General features: G+C 68.5%; 19 protein-coding genes. 6 read left to right on the top strand and 13 right to left on the bottom strand.

Annotated elements, in window-relative coordinates; all coding sequences use genetic code 11:
- Positions 1 to 49 precede the first annotated feature (49 nt).
- The 6 genes from OCW50_RS07775 (at position 50) to trxA (ending at position 11,987) form a co-directional block, all read left to right on the top strand.
- A complete protein-coding gene (locus tag OCW50_RS07775) occupies positions 50 to 2,620 on the top strand; it encodes a sensor histidine kinase (RefSeq protein WP_373371349.1) in 2,571 nt (856 codons plus the stop codon).
- An 8-nt stretch (positions 2,621 to 2,628) separates the two neighbouring features.
- Positions 2,629 to 4,215: a tRNA (adenosine(37)-N6)-threonylcarbamoyltransferase complex ATPase subunit type 1 TsaE gene (gene tsaE, locus OCW50_RS07780; RefSeq protein WP_262297052.1), complete on the top strand. Its 1,587-nt coding sequence runs from the start codon at positions 2,629 to 2,631 to the stop codon at positions 4,213 to 4,215.
- 9 nt (positions 4,216 to 4,224) lie between these two features.
- Positions 4,225 to 4,956, top strand: a complete 732-nt coding sequence (locus OCW50_RS07785; RefSeq protein ID WP_262297053.1) for a nucleotidyltransferase family protein — start codon at positions 4,225 to 4,227, stop codon at positions 4,954 to 4,956.
- Positions 4,957 to 4,965: 9 nt separating this feature from the next.
- Positions 4,966 to 8,133 carry a double-strand break repair protein AddB gene (addB, locus tag OCW50_RS07790; protein ID WP_262297054.1) on the top strand — a complete coding sequence of 1,056 codons (3,168 nt, stop codon included), beginning with the start codon at positions 4,966 to 4,968 and terminating at the stop codon, positions 8,131 to 8,133.
- On the top strand, positions 8,130 to 11,564 hold the full coding sequence (gene addA, locus OCW50_RS07795) for a double-strand break repair helicase AddA (protein ID WP_262297055.1): 3,435 nt from the start codon (positions 8,130 to 8,132) through the stop codon (positions 11,562 to 11,564). The genes addB and addA overlap by 4 nt, the downstream gene beginning before the upstream one ends.
- Before the next feature lie 102 nt (positions 11,565 to 11,666).
- Positions 11,667 to 11,987, top strand: coding sequence for a thioredoxin (trxA, locus tag OCW50_RS07800; RefSeq protein ID WP_262271642.1), 321 nt, complete (start codon positions 11,667 to 11,669; stop codon positions 11,985 to 11,987).
- Positions 11,988 to 12,063: 76 nt separating this feature from the next.
- Here the strand turns inward: trxA and OCW50_RS07805 are convergent, their stop codons facing one another.
- The 13 genes from OCW50_RS07805 to OCW50_RS07865 all read right to left on the bottom strand — a co-directional run bounded on the left by OCW50_RS07805 (position 12,064) and on the right by OCW50_RS07865 (position 25,955).
- Positions 12,064 to 13,389: a bifunctional folylpolyglutamate synthase/dihydrofolate synthase gene (locus OCW50_RS07805; RefSeq protein ID WP_262271641.1), complete on the bottom strand. Its 1,326-nt coding sequence runs from the start codon at positions 13,387 to 13,389 to the stop codon at positions 12,064 to 12,066.
- A 14-nt stretch (positions 13,390 to 13,403) separates the two neighbouring features.
- Positions 13,404 to 14,294: an acetyl-CoA carboxylase, carboxyltransferase subunit beta gene (accD, locus tag OCW50_RS07810; protein ID WP_262297056.1), complete on the bottom strand. Its 891-nt coding sequence runs from the start codon at positions 14,292 to 14,294 to the stop codon at positions 13,404 to 13,406.
- A gap of 159 nt (positions 14,295 to 14,453) precedes the next feature.
- A complete protein-coding gene (gene trpA, locus OCW50_RS07815; protein WP_262297057.1) occupies positions 14,454 to 15,293 on the bottom strand; it encodes a tryptophan synthase subunit alpha in 840 nt (279 codons plus the stop codon).
- Between the two features lie 92 nt (positions 15,294 to 15,385).
- The gene (trpB, locus tag OCW50_RS07820) at positions 15,386 to 16,606 is read right to left on the bottom strand and encodes a tryptophan synthase subunit beta (protein ID WP_262297058.1); all 1,221 of its coding nucleotides are present in this window, start codon (positions 16,604 to 16,606) and stop codon (positions 15,386 to 15,388) included.
- 55 nt (positions 16,607 to 16,661) lie between these two features.
- A complete protein-coding gene (locus OCW50_RS07825) occupies positions 16,662 to 17,324 on the bottom strand; it encodes a phosphoribosylanthranilate isomerase (protein WP_262297059.1) in 663 nt (220 codons plus the stop codon).
- Positions 17,325 to 17,329: 5 nt separating this feature from the next.
- Positions 17,330 to 18,280 carry a bifunctional Delta(1)-pyrroline-2-carboxylate/Delta(1)-piperideine-2-carboxylate reductase gene (gene lhpI, locus OCW50_RS07830; RefSeq protein ID WP_262297060.1) on the bottom strand — a complete coding sequence of 317 codons (951 nt, stop codon included), beginning with the start codon at positions 18,278 to 18,280 and terminating at the stop codon, positions 17,330 to 17,332.
- 9 nt (positions 18,281 to 18,289) lie between these two features.
- On the bottom strand, positions 18,290 to 18,643 hold the full coding sequence (locus OCW50_RS07835; RefSeq protein ID WP_262297061.1) for a lipopolysaccharide assembly protein LapA domain-containing protein: 354 nt from the start codon (positions 18,641 to 18,643) through the stop codon (positions 18,290 to 18,292).
- Positions 18,644 to 18,697: 54 nt separating this feature from the next.
- Positions 18,698 to 19,012 (bottom strand): integration host factor subunit beta, encoded by a 315-nt coding sequence (gene ihfB, locus OCW50_RS07840; protein WP_262271369.1) that lies wholly within the window; start codon positions 19,010 to 19,012, stop codon positions 18,698 to 18,700.
- Positions 19,013 to 19,038: 26 nt separating this feature from the next.
- On the bottom strand, positions 19,039 to 20,004 hold the full coding sequence (gene sppA, locus OCW50_RS07845; protein ID WP_262271370.1) for a signal peptide peptidase SppA: 966 nt from the start codon (positions 20,002 to 20,004) through the stop codon (positions 19,039 to 19,041).
- Positions 20,005 to 20,386: 382 nt separating this feature from the next.
- Complete coding sequence (gene rpsA, locus OCW50_RS07850; RefSeq protein ID WP_262271371.1) at positions 20,387 to 22,087, bottom strand: 30S ribosomal protein S1; 1,701 nt, start codon at positions 22,085 to 22,087, stop codon at positions 20,387 to 20,389.
- Positions 22,088 to 22,409: 322 nt separating this feature from the next.
- A complete protein-coding gene (locus OCW50_RS07855; RefSeq protein ID WP_373371331.1) occupies positions 22,410 to 23,645 on the bottom strand; it encodes an SMP-30/gluconolactonase/LRE family protein in 1,236 nt (411 codons plus the stop codon).
- A 214-nt stretch (positions 23,646 to 23,859) separates the two neighbouring features.
- On the bottom strand, positions 23,860 to 25,170 hold the full coding sequence (locus OCW50_RS07860) for an MFS transporter (RefSeq protein ID WP_262271399.1): 1,311 nt from the start codon (positions 25,168 to 25,170) through the stop codon (positions 23,860 to 23,862).
- Positions 25,171 to 25,325: 155 nt separating this feature from the next.
- Entirely contained in the window at positions 25,326 to 25,955 is a 630-nt protein-coding gene (locus OCW50_RS07865) for a 2-hydroxychromene-2-carboxylate isomerase (protein ID WP_262297062.1), read from the bottom strand.
- Between the last annotated feature and the right edge of the window lie 196 nt (positions 25,956 to 26,151).

The following is a 26,151-nucleotide window of genomic DNA, read 5'->3' on the forward strand; positions in this document are numbered from 1 at the left end:
CCAACTTGGCCTGAATGTCGGGCCGCCAATGAAGAAAGGGCAGCGCGGCATGGCCGGCCAACGGGAGCGTCACGACGGCGGGAAGGACGGGAGGGGCTCTCTCGTCGGTGCCGCCCGCGTTCCCCTGTCCCTGGCGCTCCTGGCAGGCACCGCCCCGGCGGCCCTTGCCAACGGCCTGCTGCTCCCCATCGCGGAAGGCGCCTCGGATCTTCTGGGCTTTCTCCACAGCTTCGACCTGCACAACGCCGCCTATTTCGGCCTCTTCATGGGCCTTGTCGCCTTCTCGACCACCACGGCCCTGCTGCTCATGCGCGAGCAGAAGCGCTCCGCCCGGATGGAGCGGCGTCTCCGGAACGAGCTCGACGCCCTTCGGGGCGCGGACGATCTCGCGGCGCTCCTCATGGGGTCGGAACGTCAGCTCCTGGTGAGCTGGCACGGCCGGGACGGCGAGCCGCGCTTCCAGGGCGATCCCTCCATCGTGGGCGAGAATGCTCCGGCCCAGCGCGCTCTGGCGTTCGGCACCTGGCTCGCGCCTGCCGATGCGGCTGCCGTGGACAGCGCCCTCGAGCAGCTCAAGCAGCGCGGCCAGGGCTTCCGCCTCACCGGCCGGTGCACGGCCGGCCGCCGCTTCGTCGACGTGGAAGGCCGCACCATCGGCGGGCGGGCGATCCTGCGCCTGCGGGACGTGACGGGCGACCGGGCCGAACTCATGACGGCTCAGAACCAACTGGCGACCGCACGCAGCGATCTGCGGGCCATGACGATGCTTCTCGACGACGTCGCCTACCCGCTCTGGATCCGCGACCAGGACGACAAGCTCCTCTGGGCCAATCAGGCCTATCTGCGTTCGGTGGAGGCCAAGGACCTCGACGACGCCATCGCACGCTCCCTCGAACTCCTCGGGGCGATCACCCGGGACGAGGCGCGGCGCCAGCGCCAGTCGGGCACCACCTTCTCGGGCCGCGTGACGGCCGTGGTGGCGGGCCACCGCGCCGTTCTCGACGTGATCGAGCGCCCGACGTCCGGCGGCAGCGCGGGCATCGCCGTGGACGTATCGGAACTCGAAGCGGTCCGCACCGATCTGCAGCGCCAGATGGATGCCCATGTGCGCACCCTGGATCAGCTGCCGACGGCCGTCGCGATCTTCGATGGAACGCAGACCCTGATCTTCAGCAACGCGGCCTATCAGCAGCTCTGGGGCCTCGATGCGGCCTTTCTCGCGTCCCGGCCGACGGACGGCGAGGTGCTCGACCGCCTGCGCGCCGGCCGCAAGCTGCCCGAGCAGGCGGATTTCCGCGCCTGGAAGGCCGACTTCCTGCAGGGCTACCGCTCGGTCGAGCAGCAGGAGACCTGGTGGCACCTGCCCGACCGGCGGACCCTGCGCGTGGTCATCAATCCCAATCCGCAGGGCGGGGTGACCTATCTCTTCGACGACGTCAGCGAGCGCTTCGAGCTGGCCTCCCAGGTGCATTCGCTGACCCGCGTGCAGTCCGAGACTCTCGACACGCTCAAGGAGGGCGTCGCGGTGTTCGGGTCCGACGGGCGCCTCAAGCTGCACAACCGCGCCTTCGCCGAAATGTGGAACCTGCCGCCCGAGATGACGGGCGAGAACCCGCATATCGATACGATCATCAAGACCTGCCGCCTCCTGACATCGCAGGACGAGCCGTGGATCGACATCCGCGGCGCGGTGGCGGGCCTTGCCGACATGCGCATGGGCCTTACCTGCCGCATCGAGCGCCATGACGGCACGGCGCTCGACTGCACCGCGCAGCCCCTGCCCGACGGCGCCACGTTGCTCAGCTTCACCGACGTGACCGCGAGCGTGAACGTGGAGCGTGCGCTCACCGAACGCAACGACGCGCTCGAACGCGCCTCGCGCCTGCGCGACGAGTTCGTGCATCACGTGTCCTACGAACTGCGCTCGCCCCTCACCAACATCATCGGCTTCACGCAGCTTCTCGGCGACGAGACGGTGGGCGCGCTCAATCCGCGTCAGCGCGACTACGCCGACCACATCATGCGCTCCTCGGCGGCGCTGCTCGCGATTCTCAACGACATTCTCGATCTCGCGTCCATCGACACCGGCTCCCTCGAGCTCAGCCCTGAGATCGTCGACATCCGGTCCACCATCGAGGCCGCCATGCGCGGGCTGGAGGACCGGCTTGCGGAATCCTCGCTCACCGTGGTGGTCGATACGCCCGATGACATCGGCACCTTCGTGGCCGACGGCAAGCGCGTGCGGCAGATCCTGTTCAACCTGCTCTCCAACGCGGTCGGCTTCTCGTCGCCCGGGCAGACGATCCGAGTTTCGGCGCGCAAGCGTGGCGGCGAGGTGATCTTCGACGTGAAGGATCAGGGCCGCGGCATCCCGCCCGAGATCAAGGCGCGCATCTTCGAGCGGTTCGAGAGCCACACCCTGGGAACGCGCCACCGCGGCGTGGGCCTGGGCCTGTCGATCGTGCGCTCCTTCGTGGAGCTGCATGGCGGGCGCATCGAGGTGTCGTCCGCCCCGGGCATCGGCACCACCATCACGTGCATCTTCCCGAACGACCGCCACGAGACGCCGTCCGATGGCCGATCCGCGCAATCTGCGCTAACACCGATCGCAGCCGAGTAGGAACAGCGATGGCGAATGGACTGGCTCTCATGCCCGAACAGGATGTTTTGCAGGCCGCATGGATCGTGACGCTTCCCGACCACGAGTCGACGGAGCGCTTCGCGCGGATCCTGGCCGAAGAGCTCAAGCCTGGCGATCTGGTGACCCTCTCGGGAGGGCTCGGCGCCGGCAAGACCACGCTGGCCCGCGCCCTGGTGCGCATCCTGGCCGGTGAGCCGGAGCTCGAGGTCCCGAGCCCCACCTTCACCCTGATGCAGGTCTATGACGGCCCGCGCTGCCCGATCGTGCACGCGGATTTCTACCGCCTCTCCGGCGGCTACGAGCTGACGGAGCTGGGCTGGGACGAGATGACGGAGAACGCCATCGCGCTCGTGGAATGGCCGGAGCGCGCCGCGGATGCGCTCAAGCCCGAGCATCTCGACATCCGTCTCGATTTCATGCCCGGCGGTCAGGGCCGCGGCAGGCTCGCCATGCTGACCGGAACCGGCGCCTTCGCGTCCCGGCTCCAGCGCATGAAGGCCTATCGCAACCTGGTGGAGCGCTGCGGCTGGGGCGATGCCGTGCGCCATCCGATGACCGCCGACGCCTCGGTGATCCGCTCCTACGAGCGCCTGGTGAAGCCTGACGGCTCGACCGCGCTGCTGATGATCTCTCCCCCGCGCCCGGTCGGGCCGGCCGTGCGGCGGGGCAAGCCCTACACCACCATCGCGAAGCTCGCCGAGACCGTGAACGCCTTCGTGGCCATCGACAAGGGCCTGCGGGCCCTGGGCTTCAGCGCGCCCTACATCTACGGCGAGGACCTGGAGGCGGGCCTGCTCCTCATCGAGGATCTCGGGGCCGAGCCCGTCACCAACGAGAACGGGCCGATCCCGGAGCGCTACGCGGAGGCGACGCGGATTCTGGCGCAGCTCCATGGCCAGACCCTGCCGCAGGTGCTGCCCGTGGCGGACGGGATCGATCACCCGATCCCGCCCTACGATCTCGAAGCGCTCCTGATCGAGGTGGAGCTGCTGCTCGACTGGTACGTGCCGCACATCATCGGCACCCAGCTCTCGGGATCGGCGCGGGCCGAGTTCGTCAATCTCTGGACCGAGACCCTGGGCGAGGTCCTCTCCGCCCCGGTCACCTGGACCCTGCGCGACTACCATTCGCCCAACCTGATCTGGCTTCCCGAACGCGAAGGCCTCCAGCGCGTCGGCCTGATCGACTTCCAGGACGCGGTCCTGGGCTCGCCCGCCTACGATGTCGCGTCGCTCCTGCAGGATGCGCGCGTGACGGTGCCGCCGGAACTGGAGCTGAAGCTCATCGGCCTCTATGCCCGGGACCGGAAGGCCGCCGATCGGGCCTTCGACGTGTCCGCCTTCGCCCGCGCCTATGCCATCATGGCGGGCCAGCGCGCGACCAAGATCCTCGGCATCTTCGCCCGCCTCGACCGGCGCGACGGCAAGCCGCATTACCTGAAGCACCTGCCGCGGATCGAGGCCTACCTGGTCCGCAACCTCGCCCATCCGGCCCTGGGAAAGCTCAAGGGCTGGTATGAAAACTATCTGCCGCGGCTCGTCCCCTACGGGGATGACATCCCGCCCGAAGCCTGAGTCATTTCCTTGTCCCAGACCCCTCGCGCGCCCCACACAGCCATCGTCCTTGCCGCAGGCCTCGGCAAGCGCATGCTGCCGATCACCGCCACCCTGCCCAAGCCCCTCGTGAAGGTGGCGGGACAGAGCCTGATCGACTTCGCCCTCGACCGGCTGCACGAGGCGGGAATGAACACCGTGGTGGTGAACGTGCACCATTTCGCCGACATGCTCGAGGCGCATGTCGGCACCCGCGCGGCACCGCGCATCCTCATCTCGGACGAGCGCGCGGCCCTTCTGGAGACCGGCGGCGGCGTGAAGAAGGCCCTGCCGCTTCTGGGCGACGCGCCGTTCATCACGTTCAACTCCGATTCGCTCTGGATCGAGGGGGACGAGCCGAATCTGAAGCGTCTCGTGAAGGCCTGGGATCCGGACAGGATGGACATCCTGATGCTCGTGGCGCCGTTATCCACAAGCATTGGATTCGACGGCCCCGGCGATTTTCACATGGACGAGGACGGCCGCCTGCGCCGCCGCGGAAGGGATCCGGGCGCGCCTTTCGCCTATGCGGGCGTGGCCATCGTGAAGCCAGAACTCGTCCACGGAACGCCCGACGGGGCATTCTCGGCCAACGCCTTCTACGACCGCGCCATCGCCAAGGACCGCCTCTACGGCTTGTGCATGGAGGGGCAATGGCTGCATGTTGGAGAGCCTCAGGCGATTATCGAGGCCGAAAGGTGCCTTGCCGCCAGCAAGCGATGAGGTTTCCGCGTGTCGAGCGTACCGCGCGTCTTTTCCATTCCCCCGGGTTGCGCCTTCCTGCCGACCCTGGTGGATGCGCTGGTCGACGGGCGGCTTGTCGGGCCGCTGCCTGACGACCCTGCCGCCCTTGCGGACATCACGATCTACGTTCCCAACCGCCGCGCCACCCGGGCGCTGATCGCGCTGCTCGCCGAGCGCGGCGACGGCAGGGCGCAGCTTCTGCCGCACATCGTGCCGTTGGGCGAAACGGACGAGGCCGAGTTCGAGCTGACGGGGCTCGAGGGCACGCCCCTGCAGGAGGCCGCGAGCCTCAAGCCGCCGATCCCTCCCCTGGAGCGCCGGCTCATCCTCACGCGCCTTGTGCAGCGCTGGTCGGCCGAGGTGGACCGCGCGTTGCTGCAACTCGGCCCGGAAGTGCCCTTCATGGTGCCGGCCTCGCCGGCCGATGCGGTGAACCTCGCGGGCGACCTCGAGACCCTGATGGATGCCTTCACCACGGAGGGCATCGACTGGCACGCCCTCGAACTGGCGGTGGATTCCGACTATTCGAAGTATTTCGAGATCACCCGCCATTTCGTGCAGATCGCGAGCGAGAACTGGCCCAGGATCCTCGCCGAGCGCCAAGCGAGCGACCCGGCGCAGCGGCGCAACGCGCTGCTCGACGCCGAGGCGCGGCGCCTCACCCGCGAGCGGCCGGAACATCCCATCATCGTGGCCGGCTCGACCGGTTCGGTGCCGGCGACCGCGCATCTGATGGGCGTGATCGCGCGCCTGCCCAAGGGAGCCATCGTGCTGCCCGGCCTCGACACCGATCTCGACGAGGAGAGCTGGGCGACCATCGGGGGCACCGGCGATGACGAGACCGACCCGGTCCATGGGCATCCGCAAGCGTCGCTCCGCCGTCTCCTCGACCGGCATCTGCGCGTTCCGCGCGCCGCCGTCACGGTTCTCGGCGAGGTTCCGGAGGCGGCAAGAGCCCGCAACCATCTGCTCTCGGAAGTCCTGCGCCCGGCCGACACCACGGACCGCTGGTCGCTGATCGACCCCGAGGCGCGCGTCGCCCTGAGCGCGGGCGGCTGCGAGGGCCTCGCCATCATCGAGGCCATGGACGAGCGCGAGGAAGCGCTCGCCATCGCGATCGCGCTGCGCGAGACCATGGCCCACCCGCACAGGACGGCCGCCCTCGTGACGCCCGATCGCGCGCTCGCCGCGCGCGTCACCGCGGAGCTCGCCCGCTGGGGCCTGAGCGTGGAGGATTCCGCCGGCATTCCGCTGTCCGACACGCCCGCGGGACGCCTCGCCCGTCTGGCCGCGGAAGCGGCCGCCGACGACCTGCGGCCCGTGCGCCTTCTGGCGCTGCTCGCCCATCCGATGGTGCGCCTCGGTCTGCCGCGCGAGGCGGTCGAACGGGCCGCCAGCGTGCTCGAGATCGGCGTACTGCGCGGGCCCGCCCCGGCGCTCGGCATCGAGGGCCTGCGCGCGGCCCTCGCCAGCCGCCGCGCCGAGAGCGATCATCGCGCACCGCGTCCGCGCAAGCGCCTCACGGACGCCGATTGGGACCTCGCGGACGATCTGCTGCAGCGCCTCGGCGTCGCCTTCGACGCCTTCACGCCCGCCACCCATGGCGAGGGCCAGCTCGACCTCATGTCCCTGGTGGAGCATCACCGGCGGGCCGTCGAACTGCTCTGGACCGGGCCGGACGACGCGCCCGACGAACAGGACGACGACATCTCCAAGGAGGCGCTCGCCGCCCTCTTCGACGATCTGGAGCATTCCGACATCCGCGCCGAGGAGGGCCATCCGCTCGGCGGGCGCTTCGTGGATTATCCGACCTTCTTCACGGCGCTCGCCAAGCAGCGCTCGCTGAGCCCCTCGCCCCGCGCCACCCATCGCCGCCTGAAGATTCTAGGCCTTCTCGAAGCGCGGCTTCTCGCCGTCGACCGCGTGGTGCTCGGCGGATTGGACGAGGGCTCCTGGCCGCCGCGCACGGTGACCGACGCGTTCCTCAACCGTCCCATGCGCTCGCGCGTCGGCCTGATGCCGCCGGAGCGGCGCATCGGTCAGACGGCGCACGATTTCGTGCAGGCGCTCGGCACGCACGACGTGGTGATCACGCGCGCCCACAAGCGCGACGGCTCGCCCATGGTGCCCTCGCGCTTCCTGCAGCGGCTCAAGGCCTTCAGCGGCAGGGACGTGTGGGATCGCATGATCAAGGCCGGCGAGTCCTACCGCCGGCTCGCGCGCACCCTCGACACGCCGGAGCCCGCCCCACCCCTGCCCCGCCCGCGGCCCAGGCCCGACCCGGCCCTGTTCCCGCGCGCCTTGAGCGTCACCGAGATCGAGACCCTGGTGCGCGATCCCTATTCGATCTTCGCGCGCCACATCCTCAAGCTCGACGCCCTGGACGCGATCGCCGTCACGCCGAGCGCGGCGGAGCGCGGCACGATCATTCACGAGGTGCTCGGGCAGTTCGCCGAGAGATATCCGAAAACCGTTCCCGCGCACGCGCTCGAGGATCTGCTCGCCCTCGGCACGAATGCCTTTGCCGACATCGCCGAGGCCTACCCCGAGCTCTATGCGGAATGGTGGCCGCGATTCACGCGGCTCGCCACGGAGTTCGTGGTGTGGGAGCAGGCGCGCCGCCCGGCTCTTGCCGACGTCTACGCGGAGCGCTCGGGACGGCTGTCGATCCCGCTGCCGGACGGCACGATCTTCAGCCTGCGCGCCCGTGCCGACCGCATCGAGCACCGCCGCGACGGCGGCTTCACCATCGTCGACTTCAAGACCGGCCAGCCGCCCGGCGTGAAGGAGGTCTATGCCGGCTTCTCGCCGCAGCTGACGCTCGAGGCCATGATGCTGATGAAGGGAGCCTTCAAGGGGCTACCCATGGCCAAGGAAGCGCCCGATCTCGTCTACATCCACACGACGGGAGGACGCGAGCCGATCAAGCCGCGCGAGATCGGCCCGACGGGCAAGGAAACGCGAACCGTTGCGGAGATCGTCGAGGAGCATCGCCGCCGGTTCGAGGGCATGATCGTGCGCTACGCCAAGGGCGAGGCGGCCTACGTCTCGCGGCCCTTCCCCAAATACGCCCGCCGCTTCTCCGACTACGACCATCTGGCGCGCGTCAAGGAATGGTCGCTGGCGAGCGCGGGCGGCGGTGAGGGATCCGAATGAGCACCGATCTCGTCATCCCGGACTACACCAAGGACGCGCAGCGCCGCGCCGCCAACCCCCGCGCGTCCGCCTGGGTGTCGGCCAATGCGGGCGCGGGCAAGACCAAGGTGCTCACGGATCGCGTCGTGCGCCTGCTGCTCGCCGGTTCGCTGCCGGGCCGGATCCTGTGCCTCACCTTCACCAAGGCGGCCGCCGCCAACATGGCGATCCGCGTGTTCGAACGCCTCGGGCGCTGGGTGACGCTCGACGAGGAGAGCCTCGTCCGGGAGCTGACGGAACTGGAGGGCGAGAAGCCGACGCGTCAGCAGATCAGGCTCGCGCGCACGCTCTTCGCCCGCGCGGTCGAAACGCCGGGCGGCCTCAAGATCGACACCATCCATGCCTTCTGCGAGCGGCTCCTGCATCTCGTGCCCTTCGAGGCCAACGTGCCGGCCCGCTTCGCCGTGCTCGACGAGAGCCAGACCGACGAGATGCTGGCGCAGGCCACCGCCAACGTGATGGCGGACGCGGCGAGCGGCAACTTCCCGGAGCTCGCCGAAGCTCTCGACATCATCAGCGTCGATGCGGTGGGCGACGCGCTCGCCTCAGCGATCAACGCGGCCCTGAAGTGCAAGGCCTTCCTGCACGATGCGAAGGGCCCCGCGCGCCTGCGCGACGCGCTCGATCTGAGTCCGGACGAGACGCTCGCATCCATCGAGCGCAGGATGCTCGAAGGCGGCCTGAAGCCCGAGGACTGGCCGGCCATTGCACAGGAACTGCGCGCCGGCAAGGCGACCGATCAGAAGCGGGCCGACGCCCTCATGGCCGCCGCCGGGGCCAAGGATGTCCCGGAAAAGCTCGAGAAGTATCTGTCGGTCTTCCTCACCAACGAGGGAACGCCGCGCAAGGGCTCGGCCTTCCTCACCAAGGAGGTCGGCGAGAGCCTGAAGGACGCGCTGCTCGCCGAGCAGGAGCGGGTGTGCTCGCTGATCGACAAGCGCAAGGCCGCACGCGCGGTCGAGCGGACCGCCGCCCTGTTCACGCTCGCGGCCGAGATCCATGCGCGCGTCGAGCAGGCGAAGATGCGCCTCGGCGCCCTCGACTTCCAGGATCTCATCGACAAGACGCTGGCGCTGCTCTCCCGCGGCGACACCGCCTGGGTGCTCTACAAGCTCGATCGCGGCATCGATCACGTGTTGATCGACGAGGCCCAGGACACGAACCCGGAGCAATGGGAGATCCTGCGCCGCATCACCGAGGATTTCACCGCAGGCGCGGGTGCCGCGGGCCACCGCGTGCGCACGCTCTTCGCCGTGGGCGATCCGAAGCAGTCGATCTACGGCTTCCAGGGCGCCGCCCCGCAGGAATTCGAAACCACGCGCCGGAGCTGGTCCCAGAAGGTCAAGCAGGCCGAGCTCCATTTCGAGGACGTGTCGCTCACCATGTCGTTCCGCTCGGCCAGGGCCGTGCTGTCGGCGGTCGACGCCACCTTTGCGGTCGAGCGGCATTTCAAGGGCCTGTCCTTCGAGGACCGGGCGGTCGGCACCGTGCACGAGAGCGCGCGCCCGCATGCGCCGGGTCTCGTGGAGCTGTGGCCGGTCGAGACGCCGGCCGAGGAGGAGGAGCCCGAGGCCTGGGTGCTTCCCGTGGACGAGCCGGAGCAGCAATCGCCGCCCGTCGTCGTCGCGCGCCGCATCGCCCAGGCGGTGAAGTGCTGGACCACCAAGGGCGACGAGACGGGCCGCGTCTGGACCGCGGGGGACGTTCTCGTGCTGGTGAGGAAGCGCGGCGCCGCCTTCGAGGCGGTGATCCGCGCCCTGAAGGAGGCGGGGGTGCCGGTGGCGGGCGCGGACCGGCTCAACATCGGCGAGCACATCGCCGTGCTCGATCTCGTGGCCGCGGGTCGGGCCGCGCTCCTGCCCGACGACGACCTCACCCTCGCCACCGCGCTGAAATCGCCCCTCGTCGGGCTGACCGACGACGACCTCATCCGCATTGCCGCCGACCGCGCCGACGGGGAATCGCTCCACGCCGCCCTGGAGCGCCACGGGGAGGCCGGCGACGGAAAAGCACGGCGCGGCTGCGAGGCGCTCGCCGCATGGCGCGGACTCGCGCGCATCCACGGGCCCTTCGGCTTCTTCGCCACCCTGCTCGGCCCGCGCGGCGGCCGCTCCCTCCTCGTGGCGCGCCTGGGCAGCGAGGCGGGCGACGCCATCGACGCCTTCCTGTGCTTCGCGCATCAGTCGGAGATGACGGAGACGCCCTCGCTCACCGTGTTCCTCAACCGGTTCGAATCCGCCTCCCACACCATCAAGCGCGACCTCGATTCCGTGAACAACGAAGTGCGCGTGATGACCGTTCACGGCGCGAAGGGATTGGAAGCCCCCATCGTGGTGCTCATCGACGGCTGCGAGGTCCTGGGCCGGGATCCGGCGCTGCTGCAGCTCCAGACCCGGTCGGGCGACAGGATCCCGGTCTGGTCGCCGGGCAAGGGGTCCGATTCGAGCACGATGGCTCAGGCGCGCGACGTGCTGCACGCCAAAGGCCGCGAGGAGCACAACCGCCTTCTCTACGTGGCCATGACCCGCGCCAAGGACCGGCTGGTGATCGCCCCCTATCTGACGGGCAAGAAGGAATCGCCGCAGGAAGCCTGGTGCGAGATGATCCGCCACGGCCTCGTCGAAAAGGCCGGCGGCCTGGAGCTGGACGAGGCGCCCTACGGGCCGATCTCGGTGTGGCGGGAGGGCTCGCCGCTGGCCCGCACCCTCGCGGCCGAATCGGACGTCCCGCCGCTCGATCCCGTCGCCGTGCCGGATTGGCTGGTCGCCGCGGCCGCGCCGGAGCCGGAGGCGCTGCCGCCCATCCGCCCCTCCAGCGCGCTCGGCGCCGCCGACCGCATGACGCGGCCGGGGGACGGCCCCTATGCGCCTGAAGCCCGCCTGCGCGGGACCCTGGTGCATGCCCTGCTGGAACGCCTGCCCGGCCTCGCGCCGGAGCACCGGGAGAGCATGGCGCGGGCTTACGTGAAGGCCCGCGCCCCGCGCCTCTCGCCCAATCTGCGCGACTCGATCCTGTCCAACGCCCTCGCGGTGCTCGAGCATCCCGACCTCGAGCCCCTGTTCGGCAAGGGCTCGCGCGCCGAGGCGCCGATTGCCGGACGGGTGGCGACGCCCGCGGGCGACATCCTGGTGTCGGGGCAGATCGACCGGCTCGCCGTCCTCGACACGGAGGTGCTGGTGGCCGATTTCAAGACCACGGCGCGGCCGCCGAAGGCCGGCCAGCCGCCGCCGCAATCCTACGTGGCGCAGCTCGCCCTCTACCGGACGCTGCTCGCCGCCATCTATCCGGGCCGGCGCATCCGCACCTTCCTGGTCTGGACCGCAGGGCCGGTCGTCCATGAGCTCATGGAACCCGACCTGGAATCGGCACTTACCCTCATCAAAGCGGCGTGAGGGCCCTGGCCCTTGCTTGATTCCCTCAGGCCGGGTTCTTACCTTGGCCCCATAGCCGAGCGGCTCGGATCCCGAGTCGCGTTCAACGTCAAAGGTGATGGTATGGCGACCGTAAAGGTGACCGACTCAAGCTTCGCGCAGGACGTCCTGCAATCCTCCGAGCCCGTGGTGGTCGATTTCTGGGCGGAATGGTGCGGTCCCTGCCGCATGATCGGCCCGGCCCTGGAGGAGATTTCCGACGAGATGGCCGGCAAGGTCAAGATCGCCAAGCTCAACGTGGACGAGAACCCGCAGATCTCCTCCCAGCTCGGAATCCGGTCGATCCCCGCTCTGATGCTGTTCAAGGACGGCAAGGTCGTCGCCCAGAAGGTCGGCGCCGCCCCCAAGGGCGAGCTCTCCCGCTGGATCCAGGCCTCGGCCTAAGTCCGACCGGGTTTCGACAACGACGCGAAGGGGCCGAAAGGCCCCTTTTCTTGTGCGCCGGTGATGACCGGGAGGCCTATTCCGGCAGCGTGCCGTTCGCCGCCAGCACCTCGCCGGCCAGGTACAGCGAGCCGCAGATCAGCACCCGGGGCGGGTGGTCCCAGACGTAGTTGTGGAGCGAGGCGAGCGCCGATTCGACGCTCGGCGCCGTCGAGGTGGTGAGCCCGACGCTGCCCGCGATGGCCGCGACCTCGTCGGCCGGGCGCGCGGCGATCTGGCCGGCGATCGGCACGGCGATCACCTCGCGGGCGAGGCCGGAGAAATTCTTGAAGAAGGCTTGGCTGTCCTTCGTGCCGAGCATGCCGGTGATCAGGACGAGCGGCGCGTCCGAGCGCTCGCTCCGGTCCGCCATGGCGGCGGCGAGCACCCGGCCGCCGTCGGGATTGTGGCCCCCGTCGAGCCAGAGCTCGCAGCCCGGCGGGGCGATCGCCGGCAGGCGCCCCCGGTTGAGCCGCTGAAGGCGGCCCGGCCATTCGGCCCGGGTGAGCCCCGCCTCGAAGGCCTGCGTCTCGAACTGCTCGAAGCCGGCCGCCCGCAAGGCCGCGATGGCCGTGCCGGCATTGGTGAACTGGTGGCGTCCGATGAGTTTCGGTCGCGGCAGGTCCAGAAGGCCCTTCTCGTCCTGGTAGACGAGCCGGCCGCCCTCCTCGTGCACCGAGAAATCCTGCTGGCCGACGAGAAGCGGGGACGCCCCGACGCGCTCGGCCGCATCGCGCAGGGTCTGGTCGGCCTCCAGATAATCCTGAGGGGCGATGACCGCCGGGCAGCCGCGCTTGAAGATGCCGGCCTTCTCCCCGGCGATGGCCTGGAGCGTCGTGCCGAGATATTCCGCATGGTCGTGCCCAATGGGCGTGACCACGGCGGCGGCCGGCCGGTCGATGACGTTGGTGGCGTCGAAGCGGCCGCCGAGACCGACCTCCAGCAGGAGCACGTCGGCGGGCTCCTCCGAGAAGATCAGCAGGGCCGCCGCGGTCGTGATCTCGAACACCGTGATGGGCTCGCCCGCATTCACCGCCTCGCAGCGGCGGAAGGCTTCCACGAGCCGCTCCTCGCTCACGTAGCGCCCGCCTCCGAACCGGCCCAGGCGGATGCGCTCGTGGAAGCGCACGAGATGGGGGGAGGTATAGACATGGACCGCGAGCCCGGCGCTCTCCAGGATCGCCCGCATGAACGCGATGGTCGAGCCCTTGCCGTTGGTGCCCGCCACATGGATCACCGGGGGCAGCCGGCGCTCCGGATGGCCGAGCTGGGCCAGGAGCCGCTGGATGCGCCCGAGGGAGAGATCGATGGTCTTCGGGTGCAGGGCGAGAAAGCGCGCGATCAGCGCATCGGAGGATTCCATCGCCCGGGTCTCACTTATTCGGCGGCCACGGCCACGGCCGCGGTCTCGGGCGCGGAAGCCGGCGCCTTGGTGAAGAGCCGCGACAGGCGCGCGACGGTGGCCTTGAGGTCGTGCCGGTGCACGACCGCGTCCACCATGCCGTGCTCCTTCAGATATTCGGAGCGCTGGAAGCCGTCGGGCAGCTTCTCGCGGATGGTCTGCTCGATCACGCGCGGGCCGGCGAAGCCGATGAGCGCGCCCGGCTCGGCCAGATGCACGTCGCCGAGCATGGCGTAGGAGGCGGTCACGCCGCCGGTGGTCGGGTTGGTGAGCACGACGATGTAGGGCAGCTTCGCGTCGCGCAGGCGGCGGATCGCCACCGTGGTGCGCGGCATCTGCATGAGGGACAGGATGCCCTCCTGCATGCGCGCGCCGCCGGAGCCGGCGAAGAGCACGTAAGGGGTCTTCTTGTCGAGGGCCGTCTCGGCCCCCTTGATGAAGGCCTCGCCGGCCGCCATGCCGAGCGAGCCGCCCATGAAGCCGAAATCCTGGACCGCAATGGTCATCGGCAGCTCGTCGACCCGGCCGAAGCCGACCTTGAACGCGTCCTGCTGGCCGGTCTTGGCGCGGGCGTCCTTCAGGCGGTCGACATAGCGCTTCTCGTCACGGAACTTGAGCGGATCGACCGGCACCTCCGGTACGGCCACGTCGAGCCAGGTAGCCCCGTCGAACATGAGCTGCAGGCGCTGGGTGGCCGAGATGCGCATGTGGTGGTTGGAGCCCGGGATCACCCACTGGTTCGCCTCCACGTCCTTGTGGAACACCACCTGCCCGGTCTCCGGGCACTTGATCCAGAGATTGTCCGGCGTCTCGCGCTTGAAGAGCGTCTTGATCTTCGGACGGACGACTTCGGAAATCCAGTTCATTGCTGATCCTTCTCTGTCAGGAGCTTCCTGAACGCCCTCGCCCCGAGGAGGCCACGACGGTGACCGTCTCGAAGGATCAGAGCGTCTCCAGAGCTCTCCGGCCCCTGCTTCGGGAGGCAGCTGCGCCGCTCCCCGGGACGAGGACCGTCTCTCTATGTATTAGGCCGCCGCGCGCTTTGCCACCGAGCGCACGCCGTCGCTCAGTTCCTTCACCAGCTTCGTGACCGCCTCGATGCTGCCTGCCGTTGCGCGACCCTCGGAATCCAGGGTGCCCTTCAGGGCGTCGATGAGGGCCGAGCCCACCACGACGCCGTCGGCCCCCTGGGCGACCGCGGCCGCATGCGCCCCGCTCTTGACGCCGAAGCCCACCACCACCGGCAGGGGCGTATGGCGCTTGATCCGCTCCACGGCCGTGGCGACCTTGCCGAAATCCGGGGTCGCCGCGCCGGTGATGCCGGTGATCGAGACGTAATAGACGAACCCGGCCGTGTTCCGGAGAACCGCCGGCAGGCGCCTGTCGTCGGTGGTCGGGGTGGCGAGCCGGATGAAGGCGAGCCCGGCCTTGAGCGCCGGCAGGCACAGCTCGTCGTCCTCTTCCGGCGGCAGGTCGACGACGATCAGGCCGTCGACGCCGGCCGCCTTCGCGTCGGCCAGGAAGCGGTCGACGCCGTAGACGAAGATCGGGTTGAAATAACCCATGAGGATCACGGGGGTGTCCTGGTCGTCGGCCCGGAAGCGCCGGACGAGGTCGAGGGTCTTGACCGTGTCCTGCCCGACCTTGAGCGCCCGCAGGCCCGCCGCCTGGATGGCCGGACCGTCGGCCATGGGATCGGTGAAGGGCAGCCCGAACTCGACGATGTCGGCGCCGGCCTTCGGCAGGCTCTTGAGGATCGCGAGCGAGGTCTCGGGATCCGGGTCGCCGGCCATCACATAGGTGACGAGGGCGGCGCGGCCCTCCTGGCGGCATTGTTCGAAACGGGCTTCGATGCGTTGGGTCATGGGCGGGTCTTTAGCATGGGAGGGAGACAGGGCAAACCAATAGCATGCACGGTTTCCCCGCCCCCGGGGACGGGGCTCGGACCGCGCCCCCGTCAGACGATCTGGTTGCCGAGATGCTCGGCGATCTGGAACAGGTCCTTGTCGCCCCGGCCGCTGATGTTGACCACCATCAGGTGATCCTTGGGCTTCTGCGGCGCCAGTTCCATGACCTTGGCGAGCGCATGGCTGGGCTCGAGCGCGGGCAGGATGCCCTCGAGCCGCGAGCAGAGCTGGAACGCCTCCAGGGCCTCCTCGTCGGTGGCGGAGATGTATGTCACCCGGCCCATCTCGTGCAGCCAGGCGTGCTCCGGGCCGATGCCGGGATAGTCGAGGCCGGCCGAAATGGAATGGGCGTCCTGGATCTGTCCGTCATGGTCCATGAGCAGGTAGGTCCGGTTGCCGTGCAGCACGCCGGGGCGGCCGCCGGAAAGCGACGCCGCATGCAGCTTGTCGAGGCCGTGGCCCGCCGCCTCCACGCCGTAGATCTCGATCTCCTTGTCGTCGAGGAACGGGTGGAACAGCCCGATGGCGTTGGAGCCGCCGCCGATGCAGGCGACGAGCGAGTCCGGGAGGCGCCCTTCCGCCTGCATCATCTGCTCGCGGGTCTCGTTGCCGATGACGCACTGGAAGTCGCGCACCATGGCCGGATAGGGATGCGGACCCGCCACCGTGCCGATGCAGTAGAAGGTGTCGGCCACGTTGGTGACCCAGTCGCGCAGGGCCTCGTTCATGGCGTCCTTGAGCGTGCGGGTGCCGGACTGCACCGGCACCACCTTGGCGCCGAGCATGTTCATGCGGAACACGTTGGGCTTCTGCCGCTCCACGTCGACGGCGCCCATATAGACCACGCAGTCGAGCCCGAACCGGGCGCAGAGGGTCGCGGTGGCGACCCCGTGCTGGCCGGCGCCGGTCTCGGCGATGATGCGCTTCTTGCCCATGCGGCGGGCGAGAAGGATCTGGCCCAGCACGTTGTTCACCTTGTGGGCGCCCGTGTGGTTGAGCTCTTCGCGCTTGAAGTAGATTTTTGCACCCCCGAGATGCTCGGTCATGCGCTCGGCGAAATAAAGCGGGCTCGGGCGGCCGATATAGTGGGTGGAGAAATGGGCCATGTCCGCATGGAAGGCAGGGTCGTTCCTCGCCTCCTCGTAGGCCTTCTCCAGCTCGAGAATGTTCGGCATCAGGGTCTCGGCCACGAAGCGGCCGCCGAACTGGCCGAAATGCCCGCGCTCGTCGGGACCGGTGCGGAAGGAATTGGGTTGGGCTTGAGCTGACACGGCCTGTCCTGCCTTGAAGGTCTTGAAGGCACGCCGGAAGGACGTGCCGTCTGAATTAGGGGTGGGCAGCGGCGAAGGCTGTCCGGGCGGCCCTGATGAAGGCCTCGATCCTGGCCGGATCCTTGAGGCCCGGACCGCTTTCCACCCCGGACGACACGTCGACGGCCTGCGGCTTCGTGAGCCGGATCGCCTCCGCCACGTTGTCGGGGTTGAGCCCTCCTGACAGCATGAAGGAAAGTCTGGGGTCAAGTCCGTTCAGGAGCCGCCAGTCGAACGAGATCCCGTTGCCGCCGGGCAGGGCCTCGGGCGTGCGGGGCGGCTTGGCGTCGAGCAGGATGTGGTCGACGCCGCCGGCATAGGGGTGAAGCGCCCGCAGATCCGACGCCTGCGCGATGCCGACCGCCTTCATGACCGGCCGTTTGACCATCGAGCGGATCTCGGCGACGCGCTCGGGCGTCTCGCCGCCATGCAGCTGGATCAGGTCGGGGTTGAGCGCCTCGATGGCCTGCGCGATGGCCTCGTCGGTCGGATCGACCAGCAGCACCACCCGCTGGGCGCGGCCACGGGCCTGGATCGAGAGACGGTGCCCGAGATCCAGGCTGACATGGCGGGGGCTCTTGGGGAAGCGCACGAAGCCCACCATGTCGGCGCCTGCTCCGAGGGCGACATCGAGGGTTTCGGGCGTGGAGAGCCCGCAGATTTTGATCAGGTTATCCATAAGGGCTATTTTACAACGCTTTTCAGCGAGCGCCACACCAGCATCGCCGCAGCCAGATCCTCCAGCGCCGCACCCACGGATTTGAACGCCGTGACGGCCTCGCGGTCGCGAGGGGGCGCGTGCCGGCACAGATCCGCCAGGGTGCCGCGGATGTGGCTTTCAGCGATGGCGCCGCTGTGGAGCGCAACAGCCACGTCGCCGCCCTCGGTCTTGGCGGCCGGCGTGTCGATATAGACCTGCGCGCGCCGCAGGGCCTCGTCGTCGGCCTCGCGCATCTTCAGGTTGAACGCGCCCACGAGATCGAGATGCGCGCCCTGCTTCAGCCAGCCCCCCTTGACGATCGGGGCGGTCGAGAGCGTCGCGCAGGAGACGAGATCAGCCTGCCGCACGGCGGCCTCCAGATCCGTGACGGCGGTGACGGGCAATCCCTCGCGGGCGAGCTCGTCGGCAAGGCTCCTGGCCTTGGCGTCGTTGCGGTTCCAGAGCGCCACCTCGCGGATCGGGCGCTGGCTCAGATGGGCGCGGATCAGGAACGGCGCGAGCGCGCCTGCCCCGACCATCACCATGCGGCCGGCATCCTGGCGCGCCAGATGGCGGGCCGCCAGCGCGGAGGCGGCGGCGGTGCGCCAAACCGTCAGGCGGGTTCCGTCGAGCACCGAGACGGGCGCGCCGGTGGCGCCGTCCATCAGGAGATAGGAGCCCATCACGCTGGGCAGGCCCCTGGCGCCGTTCTCGGGAAAGACCGACACGATCTTCACGCCGACGAACCCGTCCCGCATGGCGGGGCCGGTCCAGGACGGCATGAGCAGGAGCGTGCCGTGGGCGCCCGGCCGCTCGATCTCGTGGTGATGGCGCACCGGCGTCACCATGTCGCCGCGAAAGGCCTCGGCGAGGGCATCGATCAGGGCAGGAAAGGACAGGACCCGATCGATCTCGGCGGAGGATACGACGCGCATGGAACTGTCTTAGAACCTGGGGCCGGGGGACGAGGGCACCGTGGCCGGCAGCGTGTTGCCCGAAGCGCCCTGCGACTTGAGGCGCTCGGTCTCATAGCGCAGCTGGCGCGCTTCGCGGCGCGACTGCCGTCCCTTGCGACGGTTCTTGCCCTGGGCGAGCCAGCTCGCGGTGCCGCCGATGATCACGCCGAGCATGACGGCCGCGAAGATCACGGCGAACAGGGGCAGCTGCGTGGCGAATTCCGGCGCCTCCTGCGAGAACGGGTCGAGCGACAGCGTGACCGGCGCGCGGTTCGCGACCGCGAGCAGAACGACCAGGATGGCCACCGGCAGGAGAATGAGCGCCTTCAGGAAGCGAATCACGAACACCTCTCATGAATGACTTCAAGGATCATGGACAAGGACCGTGGGCAGACCTCACTGCGCGGCCGCGGCCTTGAGCACCTTCGGGGCCGGAGCATTGAGCCGCTGCCGCATTTCCTTGCCCGTCTTGAAGACGGGAACGACCTTTTCGGAGATGGAAACGGCCGCACCCGTGCGCGGGTTGCGGCCCGTACGGGCATCGCGCTTCTTCACCGAGAACGCACCGAAGCCGCGCAGCTCGACCCGATCGCCTCTGGCGAGCGCGTCCGCGATCGTATCGAGGATGGCGTTCACGATCTTCTCGACGTCGCGCTGATAGAGATGCGGGTTCTGCTCGGCGATCTTGAGCACCAGTTCGGATTTGATCATGGAGTGGCTATATCTTTGACGTTGCTTTATTTTTCCGAAGGTTGCCAGACAGCCAGGAGGCCGTCAAGTTGCGCAATCTCGGCATGGGACGATGTCCTGCGTAAGGTTTCGGCCACGCGCTCGAATCCGAAGAGGTCGGCAACCGTCGCGCTCATGGCGAAGAGGGAGAGATCCCGGTCGCTGCTCGGCTTCCAGTCGCGAATCGGCAGATCCTTGGCAACACCCTTGTTCTGCTCCAGCCAGGCGACCGCGTCGCGCTCGCCGCCGATCCTGTCGACGAGCTTCATGGGTACGCCCTGACGGCCGCTGAAGACCTGGCCGGTGGAGGCCGCAGCCAGCTCGCCCTCGTTGAGCCGGCGACGCTCGCGCACCAGAGCCTTGAACCAGTCATAGGTGTCGTTGACCACCGCCTGCATGGCCGCGCGGGCCTCCGGCGAGGTCGGCTTGAACGGGCTCGGCTCCGCCTTGAGCGGCGAGGATTTCACCTCCTCCAGCTTCACGCCGACCTGGCCCATGAGGCCGGACAGGTCGGGATACTGGAACAGCACCCCGATGGAGCCGACGAGCGAGGTCTCGCGGGCGACGATGTAGTCGGTGGCAATCGCCGTGATGTAGCCGCCGGACGCCGCCGTGCCGTCCACGAAGGTGACCACGGGCTTCTTCTCGCTGAGCCGGCGGATATTGCGGTAGAGCTCCTCGGAGCCCGTCGTGGTGCCGCCGGGGCTGTTGATGGAGATCACGACGCCGGAGACCGCGCTCGAATCGCCCACGCGCTGCATCAGGTCGGCCAGGCGCTGGTTGCCGGTGATCACGCCGTCGACGGAGATCCGCGCGATCTGGCTCTGGATCGCCCCGTAGCCCGCCCGGTCCGCGGCGGCGTAGCCGAGGGCGGCCACGGCGGCGATCAGGCCGGAAAATCCGGCGACGCGCCAGAAGGACAGCTTGCGGCGCAGACGGCGGCGGTCGGCGATGGCTTCGGCATCGATGGACATCGATTCGTCTCTTGCTGGTTCCAGGTCGGATGAGAAGGGCAGCACCCTAGAGCGCTTCGGACGCAATTTCCAGGTGGCGAACGTGAATCCGCCGTGGCTGAAAATGCCTCCGCGCGCAAGCAGATAGGGCGGAAAGGGAGATGGCCAACAAAAATCGGCTCGGGATAGCGGGCCCGAAGACAGACCCAAGCTCCCGGGCCGGCGCCTCCCTGGTCATGGCCGGGCGTGTCCCGGCCATCCCGGTGACGTGAAGCGCCGCGGTTTTTGGATCGGGATCACCGGCACAAGGCCGGTGATGCCAGGTCGAGCTGAGCTCGCAAACAAAAAAATCCCCGGGCTTTTCAGCCCGGGGATCCATCCGTCTCCGACGTGCGGAGGCCGATTACTTCTTGTCGGTGCGGGCCTTGAGGGCGGCACCCAGGATGTCGCCGAGCGACGCGCCCGAATCGGTCGAGCCGTACTGGGCCATGGCCTCCTTCTCCTCGGCGACCTCGAGGGCCTTGATGGAGACGGTGACGCGGCGGGCCTTGCGGTCGAACTGCGTGACGCGGGCATCGAGCTTCTCGCCGGGGGCGAAGCGCTCGGGGCGCTGGTCGGCGCGGTCACGAGCGAGCTCGTTGCGCTTGATGAAGGTGGTGAGGTCGGTGTCGACGATCTTCACCTCCAGGCCGCCGTCCTTCACCTCGAGAACCTCGCAGGTGACGATCTGGCCCTTCTTGATCTCGCCGGCTTCGGCGAAGGGATCGCCCGCAAGCTGCTTGATGCCGAGCGAGATGCGCTCCTTCTCGACATCCACGTCGAGAACCTGGGCGCGCACGACGTCGCCCTTCTTGAAGTCGTCGATGACCTGCTCGCCCGGACGGTTCCAGTCGAGGTCCGAGAGGTGGACCATGCCGTCGACGTCGTTCTCGAGACCGATGAACAGACCGAACTCGGTCTTGTTCTTGACCTCGCCTTCGACTTCGGTGCCGACCGGGTGCTTCTCGGCGAAGGCCTCCCACGGGTTCTGGAGCGTCTGCTTCAGGCCCAGCGAGATACGGCGCTTCACCTGGTCGACCTCGAGGATCACGACCTCGACCTCCTGAGAGGTGGAGATGATCTTGCCCGGGTGGACGTTCTTCTTCGTCCAGGACATCTCGGAGACGTGGATCAGGCCTTCGATGCCGGGCTCGAGCTCGACGAACGCACCGTAATCGGTGATGTTCGTGACGCGGCCCTTCAGCTTGGCGCCGACCGGATAGCGGGCGGCGATGCCCTCCCACGGATCGGCCAGCAGCTGCTTGATGCCCAGCGAGATGCGGTGCGTCTCGTGGTTGATCTTGATGATCTTCACCTTCACCGTCTGGCCGATGGTTACGACCTCGGACGGATGATTGACGCGGCGCCATGCCATGTCGGTGACGTGCAGCAGGCCGTCGATGCCGCCGAGGTCAACGAACGCACCGTACTCGGTGATGTTCTTGACCACGCCGTCGATGACCTGACCCTCTTCGAGGTTGGCCACGAGCTCGGAACGCTGCTCGGCGCGGCTCTCCTCGAGAACCGTACGGCGCGACACGACGATGTTGCCGCGGCGGCGATCCATCTTGAGGATCTGGAACGGCTGAGCCACGCCCATGAGCGGGGTGACGTCGCGCACCGGACGGATATCGACCTGCGAGCGGGGCAGGAACGCCACGGCGCCGTCGAGATCGACCGTGTAGCCGCCCTTGACCTGGTTGAAGATGGTGCCGTTGACGCGCTCGCCGGCCTCGAAGGCCTTCTCGAGCTTCACCCACGACTCTTCGCGGCGGGCCTTGTCACGGGAGATGACGGCCTCGCCCAGCGCATTCTCGATGCGCTCGACATAGACCTCGACCTCGTCACCGACATTGACCGTCTGGTCGCGGTTCGGGCCGGCAAATTCCTTCAGGGCGACGCGACCTTCGGTCTTGGCCCCGATATCGATGACCGCGACGTCCTTTTCGATCGCGACCACCTTGCCCTTCACGACCGAGCCTTCGCTGATCTCGGAGGTGCGGAAGGATTCTTCGAGCAGGGCCGCGAAATCTTCACGGCTCGGCTGTTGCAAAGCTGCAGACATAGGTTCTCCTGAATGGCCCTCGTTCAAAGGGGCAACGCCGGCGGCTCGTGTTAACGGGCCGTTTCCAGCCGCCGCTGCCCGAGGACGCCCCTTTTAGGGCCATGTCCAGGGCATGCCGCTCTCCTGAGCGGGCCGGCGTATCATCGACGGATGGAAACGCTTGATCCGGCAAGACTTTTCGGGACGCCACAAGGGCGCGGAACACGCGCCCTACGCTTGATAAACCGTCAATGTCCTGTCGGATGGGGGTTCTTGTATCCCATGTGGCCCCGGATCACAAGACTTTCAAGGATTTGCGCGGATCCCGCGGCGGCCCGGCTCCTCACCCGGGCCCGGCCCCCTGCGTGTTCACGTAGACCGCGTAGAGCGACTGGCTCGCGGCCATGAACAGACGGTTGCGCTTGGGCCCGCCGAAGCAGATGTTGCCGCACACCTCGGGCAGGCGGATGCGCCCGATGAGCTTGCCCTCCGGGGTCCAGACGGTGACCCCGTTGTAGCCGACCGCCCGGCCGGCATTGCTCGAGGCCCAGAGATTGCCGTCCACGTCGCAGCGCAGCCCGTCGGGCCCGCATTTCACCCCGTCGATCACGCAGTCCGAGAACAGCCGGCGGTTGGAGAGCCGGTTGTCGGTGCCCACGTCGAAGACGTGGATGTCGCCCTTGCCGCCCGGCCCCGTGTCGCCCGGGCCCTTGCCCGTGCTCGCCACGTAGAGCCGCTTGTAGTCGGGCGAGAAGCACAGCCCGTTCGGATCGGGAACCTGGTCCTCCGTGACCACCAGGTCGACGCGGCCGCTCGGGTCGATCCGGTAGCAGTTCGTCGGCAGCTCGCGCCGGGCCGTGCCGATGCCGGCCGCCTGGCCGAGCCTCGGGTTGAGCCGCCCGCCCGCATTGCTCGGCCCGCCCTGCACGTCGGGCGCGCCCTCGTAGAGCTGGCCGCCATAGGGCGGGTCCGTGAACCAGTAGCTGCCGTCGGGGTGGGCCACCACGTCGTTGGGCGAGTTGAGGCGCTTGCCCTCGAAGGAATCGGCCAGCACCGTGACGGAGCCGTCGAGCTCGTAGCGGACGACGCGCCGGGTGAGGTGCTCGCAGGAGAGCTGGCGGCCCTGGAAGTCGAAGCTGTTGCCGTTGGAGTTGTTCGACGGCAGGCGGAACACGCTCACGCGGCCGTCGTCCTCCAGCCAGCGCATCTGGCGGTTGTTGGGGATGTCGCTCCACACGAGATAGCGCCCCTGGGCGTTCCAGGCCGGCCCCTCGGCCCAGAGCGTTCCGGTCCACAGGCGGGTGATGGCGCTGTTGGGCTGGGCGTATTGGTTGAAGAGCGGATCGACCGTGATCACGTCCGGGTCGGTGAAATAGGTGGTGGGGGCGCCCCGGGGGCTGAAGTCGCGCGGGGGATTGGTCACGGTGCTGGGCGGCTGCGCGGGAGCCTGGGCCAGGGCGCGGCCGGAGCCCGCCCCCAAGGCCCCAGCTCCCAAGGCCCCTGCTCCCATGGCGGTGATGAGACTGCGTCTGGACAGGACAGCACGGTTCCCGCCCGGTGCATGGCGTTGCGAAGTCATGGATACCTCCCTGTGTCGGCGTTCTTGTCGCCCACGGGTCAGCCCGACCGCGAGTCTCGCTTGGGGATTAGAATCTCATATTTCCGCCGCGCCGGAACTGCTCTTAGGAGGGATCGACAGGCCCGCCGCGGCAGGCGGGGCCCGAAACGAATCACCCTCCGCTTCAGGGAAGCGGAGGGTGCGAATGGATCGGCCGAGGCCGGCGAGCCGTTTCTCAATCCTCGTGGATCAGGCTGTGCTGGCGGGTGTCCCGCATGCGCAGGTAGACGACGAGCGAGACGGCGATCATGGCGGTCACGTACCAGAAGAAGCCGTATTCGATCCCGGCCTGCTTGAACCACAGCGCCACGTACTCGGCCGTGCCGCCGAAGACCGTGTTGGCGATGGCGTAGGGCAGCGCGACGCCGAGAGCCCGAATATGGGCCGGGAACATCTCGGCCTTCACCACTGCGTTGATCGACGTGTAGCCGGTGACGATCACGAGGGCCGCCAGGCTGAGGGCGAAGGCCATGTACGGGTCCTTCGTGCCGGCGAGCGTCGAGAAGATCAGGTAGGTAAACAGGACGCCGAGGATGCCGAAGCCCACCATCAGGGGCTTGCGGCCGATCCGGTCCGATAGGGCGCCGGCCGCCGGCTGCAGCAGCATGAAGACGAACAGGGCCGCGGCCGTGATCTGGCTCGCCGCCTCGCGGGAGAAGCCCGAGGTGTTGACCAGGAACTTCTGCAGGTAGGTGGTGTAGGCATAGAAGGCGAGCGTGCCGCCGGCGGTGAGCGCGATCACCGTGAAGGCCTCGCGCGGGTACTTCGTGAACAGCGCCAGGCCGCTGGAGCGGGGCGCCTTCGTGCCCTCGGCCTGCGTGCCCTGCGCGTTCTTGTAGGATTCCGTCTCGGCCAGACCCCGGCGGAGATAGAAGACGAGCACGGCCAGGATGCCGCCGATGAAGAACGGGATGCGCCAGCCCCAGGTCTCGATCTGCTGCTCGGACAGGAAGAGCTGCAGGATCAGCAGCACGGCGAGCGCGATGAGCTGGCCCGAGATCAGCGTCACGTACTGGAAGCTCGAGAAGAAGCCGCGCCGGCTCCTGCCTGCCATCTCGCTGAGATAGGTGGCGCTGGCCCCGTACTCGCCGCCGACGCTGATGCCCTGGAGCAGGCGCGCCAGGACCAGGACGATCGGGGCGAACACGCCGATCCGCTCGTAGCCGGGCGTGACGGCGATCATCAGCGAGCCCGTGCACATGAGCGTCACCGACAGGGTCAGGCCGGCCTTGCGGCCCTTCCGGTCCGCATAGATGCCCATGATCCAGGCCCCGATGGGGCGCATGAGAAACCCGACCGCGAAGACCGCGGCGGCGTTCAGGAGCTGGGCGGTCTGATCGCCCTTGGGAAAGAAGATCGGGGCGAAATAGAGCGTGAAGGCGGAATAGACGTACCAGTCGTACCACTCGACCATGTTGCCGGCCGATCCGCCGAGGATCGATTTGAGGCGGCCTTTCTGGTCGGCGACAGTGTTTTTCATCAACATCATGCGTCTTGTTTTCCAACGGGGACACGCGCTCCCGGGAGAGGAGCGCATGGCGTGAGGGTGAGGATGCAAGGATTTCGGACGGGGGCCGGCGATTGGCGTCTCGCCGCGGCTTCATCCCGTCGGGGTCGACGGAGAGCCAGCTCGACCGTGGGTCAAACCGGCCAGTCCGAGCGCCGCGCCTGGGCGACCGCCCAGTCGAGGGCCTGTTCGAGCCGGTCGTTGCCCCAGAACATCTCCCCATCCTCGGTGAAGAAGGTCGGGGCCCCGAAGAGGCCGCGGGACTGGACCTCGTCGCCCATCCGGCGCAGGCGCATCTTGTTGGTCTCGCCCTGCGCCTCCGCCAGGACCGCCTCCGCATCGAGGTTGAGGTCGTTCAGGAGGCTCGCCAGCACGGCCGGATCGGCGATGTCGCGGCACTCGCCGAACTCGGCCGTGTACACGGCCTTGGTGAAGGCCGGCGTCCAGCCGGGCTCGACGCCGACCAACGCGACCCGCGCGGCCAGAAGCCCGTTCTGGGGGAAGGTCTTGGGGCGGTAGAAGGGCAGCCCGAAGCGGGCCGCCTCCCGCTCCATGTCGCGCCACATGTAGCGCCCCTTGGCCGGATAGGCGGCGAAGGGGGAGGTGTCCAACCCCTGCGCCTTGAAGACGGGCCCGAGCAGGAACGGGCGCCACAGGAGCCCGACGCCCGCCTCCGCGGCGGCCGTCTCGATGCGCATGGCCGCGAGATAGGAATAGGTGGAGGCGAATTCGTACCAGAACTCGAGCTGCGGCTGACGGATCATGGGCGCCTTTCACTGCCGGATGCCTGGAGGAAGAAACGAGCCGCCCCAAAGCCGGTTCTTCGCTCCATCATGACGCCTATCGCATTCCCTGGAGTTATGGCAGCGCCTGACTTTCCGGTCAGGAATGCACCTGACACATACCGCCTTCTTCGACCAACAAGAAGCTTCCCCTTTGAAGCCCGATGTTCTAAGTCGC

Origin of the sequence: Microvirga sesbaniae (assembly GCF_025460805.1) — a bacterium.
GTDB lineage: Bacteria > Pseudomonadota > Alphaproteobacteria > Rhizobiales > Beijerinckiaceae > Microvirga > Microvirga sesbaniae.